At 62.2% G+C, this 15,084-nt stretch carries 14 protein-coding genes; 2 read left to right on the top strand and 12 right to left on the bottom strand.

All coding sequences use genetic code 11. The features are described from left to right. Nucleotides 1-6: 6 nt before the first annotated feature. The 6 genes from B5F88_RS04390 to B5F88_RS04365 all read right to left on the bottom strand — a co-directional run bounded on the left by B5F88_RS04390 (nucleotide 7) and on the right by B5F88_RS04365 (nucleotide 5,787). The gene (locus B5F88_RS04390) at nucleotides 7-348 is read right to left on the bottom strand and encodes a hypothetical protein (protein WP_087342068.1); all 342 of its coding nucleotides are present in this window, start codon (nucleotides 346-348) and stop codon (nucleotides 7-9) included. Nucleotides 349-382: 34 nt separating this feature from the next. Then, the gene (locus B5F88_RS04385) at nucleotides 383-1,267 is read right to left on the bottom strand and encodes a hypothetical protein (RefSeq protein WP_087342065.1); all 885 of its coding nucleotides are present in this window, start codon (nucleotides 1,265-1,267) and stop codon (nucleotides 383-385) included. Continuing rightward, complete coding sequence (locus tag B5F88_RS04380) at nucleotides 1,264-2,436, bottom strand: phage portal protein (protein WP_087342062.1); 1,173 nt, start codon at nucleotides 2,434-2,436, stop codon at nucleotides 1,264-1,266. Before B5F88_RS04380 ends, B5F88_RS04385 begins: the two co-directional genes overlap by 4 nt. Before the next feature lie 21 nt (nucleotides 2,437-2,457). Further along, nucleotides 2,458-3,711 (bottom strand): PBSX family phage terminase large subunit, encoded by a 1,254-nt coding sequence (locus tag B5F88_RS04375; protein WP_087342060.1) that lies wholly within the window; start codon nucleotides 3,709-3,711, stop codon nucleotides 2,458-2,460. Beyond that, nucleotides 3,708-4,013 carry an XRE family transcriptional regulator gene (locus tag B5F88_RS04370; RefSeq protein ID WP_087342057.1) on the bottom strand — a complete coding sequence of 102 codons (306 nt, stop codon included), beginning with the start codon at nucleotides 4,011-4,013 and terminating at the stop codon, nucleotides 3,708-3,710. Before B5F88_RS04370 ends, B5F88_RS04375 begins: the two co-directional genes overlap by 4 nt. 115 nt (nucleotides 4,014-4,128) lie before the next feature. Beyond that, the gene (locus tag B5F88_RS04365; RefSeq protein ID WP_087342054.1) at nucleotides 4,129-5,787 is read right to left on the bottom strand and encodes a ribonuclease J; all 1,659 of its coding nucleotides are present in this window, start codon (nucleotides 5,785-5,787) and stop codon (nucleotides 4,129-4,131) included. A 337-nt stretch (nucleotides 5,788-6,124) separates the two neighbouring features. Here B5F88_RS04365 and B5F88_RS04360 point away from each other — a divergent pair, with 337 nt between their 5' ends. Continuing rightward, nucleotides 6,125-6,457 (top strand): arsenate reductase family protein, encoded by a 333-nt coding sequence (locus tag B5F88_RS04360; RefSeq protein WP_087342051.1) that lies wholly within the window; start codon nucleotides 6,125-6,127, stop codon nucleotides 6,455-6,457. 47 nt (nucleotides 6,458-6,504) lie between these two features. On the opposite strand, the gene B5F88_RS04355 is transcribed toward B5F88_RS04360, so the two are convergent. Next, the gene (locus B5F88_RS04355; protein ID WP_087342048.1) at nucleotides 6,505-7,494 is read right to left on the bottom strand and encodes a WYL domain-containing protein; all 990 of its coding nucleotides are present in this window, start codon (nucleotides 7,492-7,494) and stop codon (nucleotides 6,505-6,507) included. A gap of 104 nt (nucleotides 7,495-7,598) precedes the next feature. Between B5F88_RS04355 and B5F88_RS04350 the strand changes: the two genes are divergently transcribed. Then, a complete protein-coding gene (locus B5F88_RS04350) occupies nucleotides 7,599-8,417 on the top strand; it encodes an NlpC/P60 family protein (protein ID WP_087342045.1) in 819 nt (272 codons plus the stop codon). 51 nt (nucleotides 8,418-8,468) lie between these two features. Here the strand turns inward: B5F88_RS04350 and B5F88_RS04345 are convergent, their stop codons facing one another. The 5 genes from B5F88_RS04345 to B5F88_RS04325 form a co-directional block, all read right to left on the bottom strand. Then, complete coding sequence (locus B5F88_RS04345) at nucleotides 8,469-9,680, bottom strand: phosphotransferase (RefSeq protein WP_162612108.1); 1,212 nt, start codon at nucleotides 9,678-9,680, stop codon at nucleotides 8,469-8,471. A 116-nt stretch (nucleotides 9,681-9,796) separates the two neighbouring features. Further along, nucleotides 9,797-10,609, bottom strand: coding sequence for a histidinol-phosphatase HisJ family protein (locus B5F88_RS04340; RefSeq protein WP_087342039.1), 813 nt, complete (start codon nucleotides 10,607-10,609; stop codon nucleotides 9,797-9,799). 176 nt (nucleotides 10,610-10,785) lie between these two features. Beyond that, nucleotides 10,786-13,173 carry an S-layer homology domain-containing protein gene (locus B5F88_RS04335; RefSeq protein ID WP_087342036.1) on the bottom strand — a complete coding sequence of 796 codons (2,388 nt, stop codon included), beginning with the start codon at nucleotides 13,171-13,173 and terminating at the stop codon, nucleotides 10,786-10,788. A 12-nt stretch (nucleotides 13,174-13,185) separates the two neighbouring features. Continuing rightward, complete coding sequence (locus B5F88_RS04330) at nucleotides 13,186-14,388, bottom strand: ABC transporter permease (protein WP_087342031.1); 1,203 nt, start codon at nucleotides 14,386-14,388, stop codon at nucleotides 13,186-13,188. Next, a complete protein-coding gene (locus B5F88_RS04325) occupies nucleotides 14,385-15,080 on the bottom strand; it encodes an ABC transporter ATP-binding protein (RefSeq protein ID WP_087342029.1) in 696 nt (231 codons plus the stop codon). The genes B5F88_RS04330 and B5F88_RS04325 overlap by 4 nt, the downstream gene beginning before the upstream one ends. Nucleotides 15,081-15,084 lie beyond the last annotated feature (4 nt).

Genomic DNA, 15,084 nt, shown 5'->3' with positions numbered 1-15,084 from the left:
CCTTTCTTACAGGCAAATCACGGCGCTGCTGGTCTCCACCTGCACCACCAGGTAGTCGGTGCCGCCGGAGGCGTCCTGCTTCATTCCGCCGGTGCCGTCGGCGGAGAGCTTGCACCAGCCGGCGGTCACGCCCTCGCCGCTGATGGGCACACTTGCCAGACCGCCCAGCTGCACGGCGGCGTACCCGTCCTCCGCGGACAGGGCCACGCCGCAGGGCCGCTCTCCGGCGGAGCAGACATCCACCTTACCACCGTCGGATACCTTGACCACCTGGCCGGCCGCCACGCTCTCGCCGCAGGCGAAGGTGGCCACCGTCTCGCCAATCCCCTCAAACGAAATCTTGCTCATATTCCCGCTCCTTTCTTTTTCCCCCACGCTGTGCTCAGATCAAAAAGGCCCCGTCCCGCTGGCCGAAGTCCCGCTCCTCCAGGCCTTTCAGCTGGGGCTCCAGGCCCCATGTCTTGTCTGCCTGCCGCTGGAAGGCCATCCGCAGCTCCTCCAGCTGGGGCTCGTCCAGCCGCTTGGCGATGGCCTGCAGGGTCTCCCGCTCCACCCCCAGCTCGGCCAGGCCGCCCAGGCGCACCACCTCGTCCTGCAGCCGCTGGAGATACTTCCGCCCCAGGGCGGCCTCCCGCTCCAGCTGCTCCATGTTCTGTCTCATGCTCTTCATCACCCCCGCCTCTCTTTGGGCCGGCACCGCCACGAAGGACCACTCGTAGGCGTCGGTGGCCCCCACCAGATCGGCCCAGCACAGCTTGCCGTCGTACTCCCTGCCCTTCTCGTGGGGGCAGCGGCTCTGGTCCCGGATGTTCTCCCCGCAGATGGAGCACCGGGCCTCCGCCACGGCGCAGCCCACGCTGACCTCCTTCTTGATTCCCCCCTCGATCTCGGCGATCAGGTCCTGATTGCGCCCGGTGCGCACCATGTAGGCGTACCCCTTCAGATAGCACAGGGGGTCCCCCGCCGCCGTCAGCACACTCTGGTCCCGCACCACCTCGGTGCGGTAGATCCGGGCAGTCTGCCCCATGGCGCTCCACTGGTGGTCAAAGATGCCGCTCTTGCCCACAAAGAGGGGGGCCAGCTCCTCCAGGGTTTCGGGGGGGAAGCGCTCCCCATCCCGGTCCACCTGATTGTCGCACAGCCGCACCGCGAAAGCGTACACCTCCTCCGGCTCCAGCGTTTTCCGGCTCATGGCGTTGATGGCCGCCACCTCCGCCTCGTCCAGGACCAGCCCCTGGTCCACCCCCGCCTGTTTGTTTACGTTCATACGGATTCCCCCTTCTCCCGTGCGTCGTTGTCCATCTCCAGACTTCTGGCCTGCTCCCAGTAGAGCTGGGCCCTGGCCTCCTCCACCAGGTCCTGGAGGTTGATGTCCAGCCAGTCCACCTCCACCCGGCTGTCGTATCCGTGGAGTCTGAGCCACAGCTCGCAGATTCTTTCCACCACCGGCTCCAGGGCGCGGCGGATGGCGGTGATCTCGCTGGTCATCATGTCGGCCTGCTGGGTGCTCATCCGCTCGGTGGAGGACCAGGTCAGGCCCAGCAAAAAGGGCGGGATACCGGTGCGGGCCACCAGCTGCTCCAGGATCTGCCGCACGGGCACTTCACTGTCCAGCACCTGGTTGTCCGCCCCGATAACCTTGATGTCCACATCTCCCACCGCCACGAAGTCCCGCACCGAGCCGTCCTTGCCCGCCTGCATGGCGGCGGACCACTCCCGGGCGATCTGCCGGCTGCGCTCCTGGACCAGGGCCTGGTCCATGGGGGTGTCCCCTGGCTTGTACACCACGGCGAACCGGAGATTTCCCATCCGCTCCCAGTTCATACCGGTGGCCTGGTAGATTTTCAGCAGAATCTCGGTGAGAAAGGGCATGGACCGGAGCAAACTCACCCCATAGGGGCTGTCGGTCTCCGGCTGGAAGGGGGTGAAGAGGAGCAGCTCCTGCCGGGGCAGCCGCCGCATCATGCCCCCCAGGTCTCTCCCCCAGATGGCAAACTCCAGGGGGGAGTCTCCCTCTTTGATCTCAATGTCGGCCACATTGCCGCACAGCAGGGCGGCGATATCGGTGCGCCGCCGGTCAGGGACGATCTCCCCCACCGCCCGGCCGCAGGTGAGCATGGAGTCCAAATAGCAGTCCAGGAAGGACTGGAGCCCCCGCTGTCCCCGGCCGGTGTTCACATGCTGGAGGAACCAGTCCAGCCCATCCTGGGCATTTTTCTCCCGGCAGGTCACCGTCACCCCGCCGGTCAGCCGGATGAGCTTCCAGATGGCGGCGTCCACAATGGGCACCGCCTCCCGAATGGCCCGGTAAATGGCGATTTCCCCGTGCCGCAGGGGGACGTAGCCGTCCAGCGCTCCGAAGGGATGCCTGCCCCCCTCCCGGAGCTGAACGGCCAGGCCGCCGCCTCCCGGCTCTTTTTTCTGAAACAGTCCCATATCCACGCTCCTTTTGGTAGGTTAGAATTTGCCCCGCTCCACCCACAGCCCGCCGAAGAAGCCGCTGTCACCCTCCGCCGCCACCGAGGCGGCGAAGTAGCGGATGTCGTCCATGGCGTGGTCGTGTACCTTTTTCACCCGGTCTCCCACCGCCTTTTCGTCCCAGCAGTAGAGGGAGAATTCCCGGATGGCGTCGGCGCAGGGGGTGCAGATTACCAGCTCCCCCTTCCGCAGCAGCTCGGCAGTGGTGCGGATACCGGCCAGCACATCATTGTCCGCCTTTTCCACCGTCCACCCTCTCCGGCGAAGCAGCTCGATGAAGCTGGCGGCGGAGGGGTCCACCAGGATCTTCTGAATGTCCCGTCCCCCCGCCAGCCGTTCCAGGTCGTCGGCGTACTCGCCGTCGGTTTTCTGCCGCTGCTGCGCCTTGGAGTCGTAGTAGTACTCCTTTACCCGGTACCACACCCCGTCCCGCTTCCCCCACAGGCCGAAGGAGGCGGGATTTACGGTACCGTAATCGCAGGAGATGCGCCACAGCTCCATCTCCCCCTCCGGTGGAGGGCGGAGGTAGCTCTCGTCGAAGAAGTCGTATACCCGCCCCTCGGCGGCCACCCACTCTCCCAGCACAAACCGCCGGTAGAAGGTGCCGCTGAAGCTGCGGGCGTACCGCCGGATGACTCTGGGGGAGAGGGCGGGGTTGTCCTCCATGGTGAAGTGGAGGTAGAGGGCGTTGCGCTCCTCCTGCTTCTGGATCCACTCCTTGTAGAACCAATGCTCCGGCCCCTCCGGGTTGCAGGAGAACCACAGCCGGCTCCCCTCCACGGAGCACCGGGCGCAGGCCTGCTCCACAAAGGAGCGGGGCATGAGGGCCACCTCATCCAGCAGCACCCCCGCCAGGGTGATGCCCTGGATCAGGGCGGCGCTCCCCTCGTCCTTGCCGCCGAAGAGGTAGAAGGTGTTCTCCCACCCGCCGAAGCGGACGGTGAGCCGGTTCTGGGAGACCTTCTCCTCCCACTGGAATCCCAGCTCTTTCAAAACCGGCAGCAGGGAGGCCATCAGATTGCGCCGCAGGGCGGTGACGGTCTTGCCGCACAGCCCGAAGGACTGCCCCCGGTAGGTCCGCATGGCCCAGCAGAAGAAGGACAGGCCCATGCACAGGGTCTTGCCGCTACGCACCGCCCCGTCGCAGATGACGGCCTCCCGTCCTCTGGTCCTGGGGGCGCACCACCAGGTGAGGACCTGCTTTTGCCTGGGGGAAAACCTGCGAAATCTCATGTCCCCTCCTGCTCACGCTCCTCCGCTTTTCCCTCCCAGGCCCGGAAGAACTCCGCCGCCCGCTGCTCCTCCTGACCGGCGGAGAGCTCCACCAGCAGCTTGAGCACCGCCACCCGGTCCACCAGCTTGACCTCGCACCCCCCTTTGTCGTTCCGCTTGAACTCGGTCAGGGGGGTCAGGTCCAGCCCATCCAGCTGCTCCAGATGTCCGCTCTCCAAAAAGGCCAGCTTTACCGCGTCGTTCACCTTGCACTGGGCCAGCTTTTCCATCTGCCTGAGCAGCCGTGCCCGTTCATTTTTCAATTCCCTCACTCCTCACCCCCGGCGTCCCTGCCCAAAAGGTTGACCGTTTTGGTACACCAAACAAAAAAATCGCCCCCGGCGCAGCTTGCGCCGGGGGCGATGAAACGGGGTCCTATTATACTTCCATGATGACAGGCAGGATCATGGGATTGCGTTTTGTCTTTTTGTAGAGGAAACCGGAAATGGCGTTTTTGATTTCGGACTTGATGGCGGCCCAGTCGTTCATGTTATCCCGCTGGCAGTTTTCCAGGGCGTTGACCGCCACCTTCCGCAGCTCCTCCATCAGGCCCTCGGACTCCTTGACGTATACGAAGCCCCGGGTGATGATGTCGGGCCCGGACACCACCGCGCCGTCCTCGCCGGACATGGACACCACCACCACGATCATGCCGTCCTCGGCCAGGTGCTTGCGATCCCGGAGCACCACGCTGCCCACGTCGCCCACGCCGTAGCCGTCCACGAACACCCGGCCGGCGGGCACGGTGCCGTTGATCTTGGCGGAGTTGGGGGTGAGCTCGATGACCTTGCCGATGTCGCTGATGATGATGTTCTTGGGATTCATCCCCATGTGCTGGGCCAGCTTGGCGTGGGTTTTCAGCATCCGCTGCTCGCCGTGGACGGGGATGAAGAACTTGGGCTTCACCAGGGCGTGGATGATCTTCAGCTCCTCCTGGCAGGCGTGGCCCGACACGTGGAGGGAGCCCAGCCGCTCGTTGACCACCTCGGCGTCCTTGCGGTAGAGCTCATTGATGACGTTGCCGATGGAGTTCTCGTTGCCGGGGATGGCGGAGGCGGAGATGATCACCCGGTCTCCGGCCTGGATGTCCACCTGCCGGTGGGTGTTGAAGGCCATCCGGGTGAGGGCGGACATGGTCTCTCCCTGGCTGCCGGTGGTGATGATGCACACCTTGTTTTTGGGGAGGCTCTTGATGTGGGCCAGGTCCACCAGCACGCCGTCGGGGATGTTCATATACCCCAGCTCGGTGGACACCTTCATGGCGTTCTCCATGGACCGGCCGGTAACGGCCACCTTGCGCCCATACCGGGCGGCCACGTCGATGATCTGCTGGATGCGGTCCACGTTGGAGGCGAAGGTGGTGACGATAATGCGCTGCTCGCAGCCCCGGAAGAGGGCATCGAAGGAGTCGCCCACGCTGCGCTCGCTCTTGGTAAAGCCGGGGCGCTCCACGTTGGTGGAGTCGGCCAGCAGGGCCAGCACGCCCTCTTTGCCCAGCTGTCCCAGCCGGCCCAGGTCGATCATCCCGCCCTGGATGGGGGTGGGGTCGATCTTGAAGTCGCCGGTGTGGACCACGGTGCCCACAGCGCACTTGATGGCGAAGCCGCAGGCGTCGGCGATGGAGTGGTTCACGTGGATGAACTCCACGGAGAACTTGCCTGCCTTCACGGTCTCCCCCGCCTCGCAGGTGATGAGCTTGGTCTTGTTCACCAGCCGGTGCTCCTCCAGCTTGAGCTTCACCAGTCCGGCGGTCATGCGGGTGGCGTAGATGGGGGTGTTCACATCCCGCAGGAGGTAGGGAAGGGACCCGATGTGGTCCTCGTGCCCATGGGTAAGGAAGATGCCCCGGATGCGGTCCTTGTTTTTGATGAGGTAGGTAAAGTCGGGGATCACCACGTCGATGCCGTACATATCGTCATCGGGGAAGCCCATACCCACATCCACCAGGATCATGTCGCCGCCATACTCATACACCGTCAGGTTTTTCCCGATCTCGTTGAGTCCGCCCAGGGAAATGATTTTCAATTTTTCAGCCATAAAAGTACTGCTACACTCCTTTTTCATTGAAACATGTAAGTTTATATACGGACATGAGCCTTCTGTGGGCACGCAAAAGAAAGGCGGTGGGCCTCCGCTCTTTCCGGCCCTGCCTCGCCGGAAAAAGGGGGCGGCCATCCATCGCCCGGTACCCTGTTATCCTCGCTATGTCCTGCCTTATTCAAGCGCACGTGGGCGCATAAAGCCAAATCAATGGTATTAGTATACCACAACCGGGGGAAAAAGTATACCTTAATTTTCTAAGGGCCTTCTCCGATTGCGTCGCTCCGCCGCCGATGGTATAATGGAAAAAACGTTCCTTTCAGGAGGATTGCCCATGAATATCCAGATTTTTGGCAAGAGCAAATGCTTTGACACCAAGAAGGCCGAGCGCTGGTTCAAGGAGCGCCGGATCAAGTTCCAGTCCATCGACCTGGTGAAATACGGCATCAGTCCGGGGGAGCTGAAAAGCGTGCTGAACGCCGTGGGGCTGGAGGCCCTGGTAGACCAGAAGCACCCCGACGCGGCGCTGCTGAACTACCTGGCCTATGACGCCGATAAGGTGGAAAAGCTGCTGGACAACCCCAAACTGATCAGGACCCCCATCGTCCGCAACGGCAAGCAGGCCACCGTGGGCTACGCTCCGGAGGTGTGGGACAGCTGGAGCTGACCGGACGGCAAAGAGGCGGAGCCGCCGGTTGGCTCCGCCTCTTTGGTCTAGGTCTTTTCCTTGTAGTGCTCCGCCACCGCCTCCAGCTGCCGGCGGAGCATCTCTCTGGCCCAGTTGGGGGCTTTGATTTCCACCCCCGCGCCCAGGCCGAACACCCAGCCCAGAAACTGAGGACTGACCACCGCCTGGACGGTGACGGTGAAGTGCGCCTCCCCGTCGGGGACCAGGATCACCTCCCGGCCGAACCGGTCCAGCACCACCCCCACCAAGCGGTTGTCGCACCGCAGGCTCACCAGCCCCTCCTTGCCGGAGAACATACCGAAGTGCTTTTGGGCATAGGATGCGATGTCGAAGTCCGCTGCCACGCCCTCCACGGGCAGGCAGGTCACCGCCAGCTCGGCCATCTTGTCCACCCGGTAGTGGCGCATTTCCCGGTGGCGGTGGTCGTATCCCGCCAGATAATAATTTTCGTTGTCCCAGATGAGCCCCGCCGGGGACACGTCGTACCGCTTCCCCTCCCGGCGGAACACCCGCTCCTTCTGCACGTTGTACTCAAAATACTTGAAGCTGACGCTTCTGTGGTTGGCAATGGCGGAGTGGAGCTTGTCGATGGTGTAATAGACGCTCTCGTTCATGGTCTTGGCCCGGCGGTCCACGTAGACCTGCCGCTGGAGCTGGCGGGCCTGGTGGTGGCTGGCCAGGGACTCCAGCTTTTCGATCAGGTCCCCGCTTTTCCGCTGGGAGATAAACCGGGAGGACTGCACCGCGTCCACCAGCAGCTTGAGCTCGGCCAGCTGGAAGGGCCGCTCTCCCAGAAACCACCCCGGGTCCTTTCCCTTGCGGTTCTGCACGTCCAGGCCGAACACCCGCAGGGCCTCCATGTCGTCATAGATGCTCTTGCGCTCGGCCTTGATGTCCCACTCCTCCAGCCCCTGGATCAGCTCAGGCACCGTCATGGGGTGGTCCTCGTCGGTACGCTCCCACAGCAGCCTGCACAGGCAGAGCAGCTTGAGCTTCTGATTGGTGCTTCTGGGCACAGCTCATTCCCCCTTTCCTATGACTAGGATAATCTTTCCAATGTACCATAAACAGGACTTTTCTTCAGCATAGCATAAATTTGTTGGAAATGCGAGGTTTTTCTATGGACGGTGAAACCCTGATTGTCTCCGCTCCGCTCTGTCCCCTGTACGAGGAGCCCCGGCCTGATGCCCAGCGGGTGGACGAGGTGTTCTGCGGCTGGCCCCTCATTTTGCTAGAGGATGGCCCCGACCTCTGGTGCCGGGTCCGCACCCACTACGGCTATGAGGGCTTTGTCCTCCGCTCCCAGCTGACCACCGGGGGCGATTGGCGCTCCCGCCCCCTTCAGGTGGTCCGGGGCTTCTTTGCCGATGTGACCGCAGCCCCCCAGGTGGAAGCGCCGGTGCTGGCCACCCTGCCCCGTGGGGCTCTGACCGCTCCCCTGGACGCTCCCCGGGACGGGTGGCAGCAGGTGGCGCTGCCCGACGGTCTCCGGGGCTGGCTCAAGGCCGGTCTGCTGACCCCCTGGCTCCAGAGCCCGCCGCCTGTGCCGGAGGAGGAGCTGCGCGCCCGGGTCACCGCCGCGGCACGCTCCTACCTGGGGGTACCCTACCGCTGGGGGGGCAAGTCCCCCCAGGGCATCGACTGCTCGGGCCTCACCTTCATGTCCTGGTTTTTCAGCGGGGTCTGCCTTTACCGGGACGCCAGGCTGGTTTCCGGCTATCCCGCCCATCCCATCCCTGTGGAGCGGCTGGCTCCCGCCGACCTGCTCTATTTCCCCGGCCATATCGCCCTCTACCTGGGGGAGGGCCGATATATCCACTCCACCGCCAAGGCGGGCAGCGACGGGGTGGTGTGCAACAACCTGGACCCCGCCGCGCCGGATTATCGCCCCGACCTGGCGGAGGGTCTGCTGGCGGCGGGCAGCGTCTTTCCTCTCTGAAACGGCAGAGGCCCCCGGCACCATGTGCCGGGGGCCTCTGCTTTATTCTGGCTATTTCCGCTTTACATAGTGATTGGAGCAGGTCACGACCACGTTTAAAAAATCAGAAACCGACTTTATAGAGCTCCGGAGCAGAAGGAGGGTTCTTGCCATGGTATAATACAGCTGGATCGCTTGAATTTGCTTCTCCTTATCCTCAATAGCCTGAAAATCCAGTACATCCGGGCCCGAAAGGCTGAGGGTTATGGCTGCCAGCGCACCATAGCCGACCGCATCCGGGAGGAGGTCATCCAAAAATGCGTCGCAGTAGGACATACAGGCGCGGTAATCCGGTTTGGCGTCTCTGCTCCACAGCTCCGTAAAGGTGCGCCGGTACTGGATGAACAGCTCGGCCAAAACTTCCAGCAGATACCGCCGGTACGATTCACCGCCGCCTGGCATAGTGCGGAACAGGGAGGCGCAGTAGAGACTGAGTATACTGTTCAGGAAATACCCCAGGTCGTAAGCACAGGGCCCGGCAAAGGTATACTCCATATCAATGACCTTCATCTGCTGTCCTTTGACAAAGATGTTTCCCGTGTGAAGGTCGGAGTGGATCAGGGCTTCCTGAGAACTCATATAACGGTGGCGCAGCTGATAGGTTTGAGCCAAAAGCTCCGGATCCTCCAGCCCCGCCCGCAGAGGCATGGTCTCAGGGAGCGGCGGGAAGGGGGAACGGTGGAGAAAGACCCACTCCTCCATCACCCGCCGCATGCCGCTGTTGGTAAAGCACTGGGCCAGGGCGCGGAAGGTGGTACGGGGCAGGTAGAATTCCGACGTGTAGAAGGCGGTGGCGGCCATAAATTCTCCGCACCGGCTCCCAAGGCCGGGGAACTGTTCCCCCTGCACCAGGGCCTGGCGGCATGGCCGAAGATAGGACACGTCTTCCATAATAAAGACGTTGTTTTCCTGATCCAGCAAATAGAGCTCCGGCACATACTGCGGTACAATGGCCTTGCGCAGGCGGAGGGAAATGGCCTCCAGATGGTTGCGGGAGGGCGGCAGCAGGTACTCAAACCCCTGTGCGCTTCGAATGTTCTCCTGGCCCTGCTTGACAATAATGGAGGCATTGCCGCTGCGTACCCGAAAAATAAAATTGATCAACCCGGCAGGGTCCTCTTCCTGTTCTCCAATGGCATGGATCTCCACCGGCAAGCGCTGATCAAATTGGGGGTACTTGTCTTTCAGGTAGGACAGTAAATTATGTTTGGTCAGAATCAGCATTGCTCCGCCCCCTTTAAAAACGGCCCGCATTCAGACTGATACTTTATAGTGTAACGGAGACAGCGCAAAAAGGAAAGAAAGAAATTTGATGCTTTGGCGTATTTTTTTGCTTCCATTCAAAGCCGATGGAAACAGGGGATCCGGCGGCGATAGGTACACAGCCAACGAAATCCATGGTATTCCAGCAGTTCCAGCGCTTGCTGAAACCCGGCTCCGATGTAACCCGGCTGGTGGGCGTCAGACCCCAGTGTGATAATTTCTCCGCCCGCCTGGCGGTACCGTTCCAATACCCATGTCCACTGGGTCAGGGTGGTACCCTGGGTGGTATTCAGTTCGATCCCCTTGCCCGCCTGGACAATTTGGCGCATCAGAGCGGTCAGCCGCTCTTCCCACGGTTCCAGAGTCAGCTCATAGTCCGGGGGCAAATAGCGGAGCGGGTAGATGATATGCCCCAGCACGTCAAAGGTGCCCGCCTGCACCAGTTCCTCCATCTGGAGCACATAGTCCTCCAACAGCTCTACAGCATCCTGGCGGCAGCGGCATTTTTTTGCCGCGGTGTAAATGCCGATCCCGCCCCGTTCCAGGCTGGCAGAGTGGAGGGAACCGATTACAAAATCCAACTGAGGAATCTGAAGCCCCTGTTCCACTGCAGGGGTATCCACGGTACTGTTGCCCAGCTCAATGCCCACCCGCACCTCAACTTTACCGGCCCACCGGTTACGCAGGCGCCGCCATTGCTGCAGCAGCGGCCCAAAATCATAGGCAGCAGGCAGCCGGTTGCCCTGCTGATCCAGGAGATTCCAATGCTCTGTGGCACATAGCTCGTGCAAACCCGCCCGGTGTGCCGCTCTGATATTCTGCAGCAAGGTGGATTGGCTGTCTCCCGAGAGATAGGTGTGCGTATGGTAGTCAGAAAGGTAACGCAGCATAACGACTCCTCTTCTTTCTCATCGTTCCATAGAATCCGGAACTGGTAAGCGCAATAACAAGGAAATTTGACCCCATTTATTATACAACTTTTTCTTCAAAAAGCCAGGCAAAACTTTTATAACAGGCAGCGGCCCCCGGCACATGGTGCCGGGGGCCGCTGTTTGTTTCTGACCGTTTACTCGGCCACCACAATGCGTACCTTGCCGCCCTGCTCGGGAGCGCGGTCATAGTACACCGTCAGGCTGTTGGAGAAGGCCAGGATCTGCTTCAAAGCCTCCTGGTGTCCATCCTCGCCCTCGGCCTTGTACCACTGGCCGGTGGCCTTGTTGTAGCACTCCACCTGGTCGGAGACGGGAATCACCATCTCATTGGTGGTCAGCATCATATTGTCCACGTCGAACTGGTTGCGCTGCACGCCGTTGAGGGTCCGCAGGGACATATAGCCCACCGCCTCCGTGCCGTCGCCCAGCTGACTCAGGCCGGGGGCAATGCCGCCCAGCTGGCCGCCCTTGACGCCATCCAGGTAGAACACCGTAAAGCTCTGGCTGCCGCCGCTGTTTTCCACGGTCACATGGTCATAGATTGTGGCGTTTTCATCCTCCTGATCACTGGGGATGTAGTAGATCATGCCGTAGATATAGCGGTCGCCGGTGACGTCATTGAGCACCAGCTTATCCACCCGTCCGGCCCAGTCGTAGCCCACATAGGTGACCTTGTTGGCGGGCACCTTGTCGATGGTGATATCGTCCCTCTGGATCTCGGCCAAGGCGCCGTTGCCCGCCTGCTCAAAGAAGCGCACGCCGGGGGAGAGGGTCTTGTCGCCCAGCTTGCCGGCCACCAGGTCCAGTTCTCTGGTGGCGCCGCTGCCGTTGACCTTGCTCAGAGAGAGATACCCTCTGGAGTAAGAAGAGACATTCACCAGCCAGCCGCTGAACTGCCGGGCCACCTCCGCGCTCATGCTGGTCTTGCCGGTGAGGGTGATCTGCCCATCCAGCAGCTGGACGGTGGCGCTGCTGCCATCCACCTTGGCCACGCCGATGGCGTTGGACTGGGCCACGCTGGGGGAAACCGCTCCCGCCACCTGTCCGCTGGAGCTCAGCAGGAAGGTGACCTTGTCGCCCACTTTAAAGGCGGACAGATCCGCCACCGCGCTGGGAAGCACCTCCAGGGTGGCCCCCATGACCGTTATGGTGGAGGGGGCGGCGGCGTTGGGGGAGGCGTCCTCATACAGGCCGCACAGCCGCAGGTCGGAGACAAACAGGGTGTTGGAGTTCTTGTCATAGGTGCCCACGTCGTACTGCCGGATGTCGCTGACCTGGGCGGGCACGCCGTTTTTGTAGATCTGGGGGGTCTTGCCGCCGGTGAGCATGGTGAAGGGATTGCTGTTGCCGGTGGGCTTGTTTTTGGCCACCATTACGTTGCCCTCGCTCGCCGCGGTGGAGGCGGAGGTCTGATAGATGTACTCCAGCTTGCCGGAACCGTTGAAGCAGAGCTTCAGGGAGGTGCCGGTGCGCAGGCTGGTCCAGATCTTCTCATAGGTGGTGGGCTCCTGGGTATCGCTTTGATAGACCTTGGTGTCCAGCGTCACCTTGATCTTCTCGTCTCCCACAATGGGGATGGCGTTGGCCTCGGGGCTGCCCATTACGGTGACAGCCCGGAAAGTGGCGCCCTCCTCGGGAAGGATGGCCAGCAGCTTTTTGTTCTTGTCCAGCACGATCTGACCTCTGGTACCGCACAGCTCGCTGCCGAAGGCGGCCCGGTCGGTCTTGTAGGTACCGGAGGTGGTGAGCACGGACCCGCCGGTGCCATCCTCGGCGGTGGCGTCGGTGGACAGGACGATCACATTGTCCTCCAGGCTGCCGCCCAGACTGGAGAGGTAAATATCCGTGCTGTTCTTGGGGCTGGTAAAGAGCAGATTATAGAACAGGATAGCCGCCTGTCCTCTGGTGAGGGTGGAGGAACCGGAAATGTCCAGGCCGTCGGCCAGGCTGGAGGAGGTGGCCAGGCCCACATAGCCGTCGTACCAGTTGATGCCGGTGGCCACATCCTGGTCGCCGTAACCCAGTACCCGCATAAGCATGGTCACGGCCTCGCCGTAGGTGATGGCCCGGTCGGGCTGGAAACTGCCGTCGCCCACGCCCATAATGAGCCGGGTGCTGGCGGTGGTGCCCTCACCGTCCGTTCCGCCGGTGCTGCCGCCGGAACTGCCGTTGGCGGGGATGGAGGAGGCCAGGTTCACATAACCTCTGGCCCAGTGGTCCGGGCCCACATCGGTAAAGATGGTACGGTTGCGCTGGGCGGGCTCCTCGCTGCCCCGGCCCAGGATCTCCACCGCCATTTTGCAGAATTCCGCCCGGGTCAGCTTGCCGTTGGGGTTGTAGGCGGTCCCGCCGGTACCGTCCACCACACCCAGCGCCCACAGGGTTTCCGCGGCGTTGGCGGTGGTGGAGTCGGGAATGTCGGTAAAGGCGGCGCTCCCCGCGGCGGAGGCGGGGGCGAGGGTGACCAGCCCCGCCAGCAAGGCGGCGGCCAGTAGCCCGGAAATCAATCGTTTCACGCTCATAGTCTCTCTCCTTTATTCCGCCCGCAGGGCGTCCACCGGCTGGAGGCCGGATGCTTTGATGGCGGGGTACAGGCCGAAGCCGATGCCCAGGGCCACCGAGATGAGGAAGGCTCCCACGGTGATGCCCGGGCTTGGCAGCAGAATCAGGTCGAAGGATGCCTTTCCCACAATCAGCGTTCCGATGTACCCCACGGCAATGCCGAAGAGGCCGCCGATGCCGCAGATCATGCAGGCCTCAATGAGGAACTGGGCAATGATGCTCTTGCGCTCGGCGCCGATGGCCTTGCGGATGCCGATTTCCCGGGTACGCTCGGTGACGGTGACCAGCATGATGTTCATAATGCCGATGCCGCCCACCGCCAGGGAGATGGCGGCGATGCCACCCAGGAAGCGCTGCTGCAGCTTGATCTGCTCGTCGCCCTGCTCCTGCCACTGGTTGGGGGTGCCCACGTAGCCGGTACCCTGTCCCAGCAGGCTGTCCAGGTATCCCTGGAGCAGGGCCACGCCCATTTTGGTGGACTGGGCGTCTTTGGCCTTGGCCACGAAGGTATCCATCTGGTTGGATTTGTTCAGCACCCGGTTTGCGGTGTAGGGCAGAACCACGTAGCGGTCCATACCTGTCATATTGTCCGGGTCCTTCTCCTCGTAGACCCCGATCACCTCAAAGGGCACGCCGTTGATGGTGATGTCCCTGCCCACCGGATCGATGTAGTTGAACAGCAGCTCGGCGATCTTGGAACCCAGCACGCACACCTGGTTGTACCGTTCCACATCCAGATAGGCGATGTCCCTGCCCTTGGCAATGGTAAAGTTGTTGCACAGGGCGAAGTCCTGATTGCCCATCACCACCTGGGGACTCTCCTCCCAGGAGCTGTTGTGATTGTCCAGGGTCTTGGCGCCATACTTGATCACCGTCTGGTTGTACATCTGCACCACCGGAGTGAAGCCCACAATGTACTCATCCAGCTCCATGCAATAGTCGTACAGATCGTCGGCAATCCCCTTGCTGTCCCAGCTATAGGCGTTGATGTTGATGACGTTGCTGCCCAGGCTCTCGTAATAGGCCCGCATCTGCTGGTTCTGGCCTTCGGCGTAGGACACCAGGATGATGACGGCCGCCAGGCCGATGATCACGCCCAGCATGGTGAGGGCGGAGCGGGCCTTTTTGGCCGCGATGGATTTGATGGCGATTTTGAAGGCCTGTGTCAGATTCATGAAAAGGCCCCCTCTCTGTCCCCGTCGTAGAGGATGTGTCCGTCGGAGATCCGGATGACCCGCTCGGCGGTGGCGGCGATGCCGTTGTCGTGGGTGATGAGGATGATGGTGGTGCCCTCCTCATGGAGGCTGTGGAGGATCTCCAGCACGTGCTTGCCCGTCTTGGAGTCCAGGGCGCCGGTGGGCTCGTCGGCCATGATGATGGGGGGCTGGGTGGCGATGGCCCGGGCGATGGCCACCCGCTGCTGCTGGCCGCCGGACATCTCGCTGGGCCTGTGCCCCGCCCGGTCGGCCAGGCCCACCCGCTCCAGGGCGGCCTCTACCCGGTCGGTACGCTTGGAGGCGGGCACCCCCTGATAGATCAGGGGGAGCTCCACGTTCTCCCAGGCGTTGAGGGCGGGGATCAGGTTAAACCCCTGAAAGATGAAGCCGATCTGCTTGTTGCGGATGTGGGCCAGCTGCCGGTCGCTGAGCTCGGTGACGTCCACTCCGTCCAGGTGGTAATCCCCATAGGTGGGGATGTCCAGGCAGCCCAGAATGTTCATCAGGGTGGACTTGCCGGAGCCGGACTGGCCGATGATGGCCACAAATTCCCGCCGGTCGATGGCCAGGGAGACCCCGTCCAGGGCCCGCACCTCGCTTTCCTCTCCCTCATGGTAGATCTTAAAGAGGTTTTTTACATCAATGAGCATGGTA

The organism is Flavonifractor sp. An306 (assembly GCF_002159455.1).
Classification (GTDB): domain Bacteria; phylum Bacillota; class Clostridia; order Oscillospirales; family Oscillospiraceae; genus Flavonifractor.
Note: the sequence above shows the minus strand (reverse complement) of the source record. Positions and strands in the feature narration are given on the sequence as shown.

Excerpts from the sequence above, each read along its gene's own strand:
- B5F88_RS04390 (WP_087342068.1), bottom strand. The coding sequence starts at position 348 with ATGAGCAAGATTTCGTTTGAGGGGATTGGCGAGACGGTGGCCACCTTC.
- B5F88_RS04385 (WP_087342065.1), bottom strand. The coding sequence starts at position 1,267 with ATGAACGTAAACAAACAGGCGGGGGTGGACCAGGGGCTGGTCCTGGAC.
- B5F88_RS04380 (WP_087342062.1), bottom strand. The coding sequence starts at position 2,436 with ATGGGACTGTTTCAGAAAAAAGAGCCGGGAGGCGGCGGCCTGGCCGTT.
- B5F88_RS04375 (WP_087342060.1), bottom strand. The coding sequence starts at position 3,711 with ATGAGATTTCGCAGGTTTTCCCCCAGGCAAAAGCAGGTCCTCACCTGG.
- B5F88_RS04365 (WP_087342054.1), bottom strand. The coding sequence starts at position 5,787 with ATGGCTGAAAAATTGAAAATCATTTCCCTGGGCGGACTCAACGAGATC.
- B5F88_RS04360 (WP_087342051.1), top strand. The coding sequence starts at position 6,125 with ATGAATATCCAGATTTTTGGCAAGAGCAAATGCTTTGACACCAAGAAG.
- B5F88_RS04350 (WP_087342045.1), top strand. The coding sequence starts at position 7,599 with ATGGACGGTGAAACCCTGATTGTCTCCGCTCCGCTCTGTCCCCTGTAC.
- B5F88_RS04345 (WP_162612108.1), bottom strand. The coding sequence starts at position 9,680 with ATGCTGATTCTGACCAAACATAATTTACTGTCCTACCTGAAAGACAAG.
- B5F88_RS04340 (WP_087342039.1), bottom strand. The coding sequence starts at position 10,609 with ATGCTGCGTTACCTTTCTGACTACCATACGCACACCTATCTCTCGGGA.
- B5F88_RS04335 (WP_087342036.1), bottom strand. The coding sequence starts at position 13,173 with ATGAGCGTGAAACGATTGATTTCCGGGCTACTGGCCGCCGCCTTGCTG.
- B5F88_RS04330 (WP_087342031.1), bottom strand. The coding sequence starts at position 14,388 with ATGAATCTGACACAGGCCTTCAAAATCGCCATCAAATCCATCGCGGCC.
- B5F88_RS04325 (WP_087342029.1), bottom strand. The coding sequence starts at position 15,080 with ATGCTCATTGATGTAAAAAACCTCTTTAAGATCTACCATGAGGGAGAG.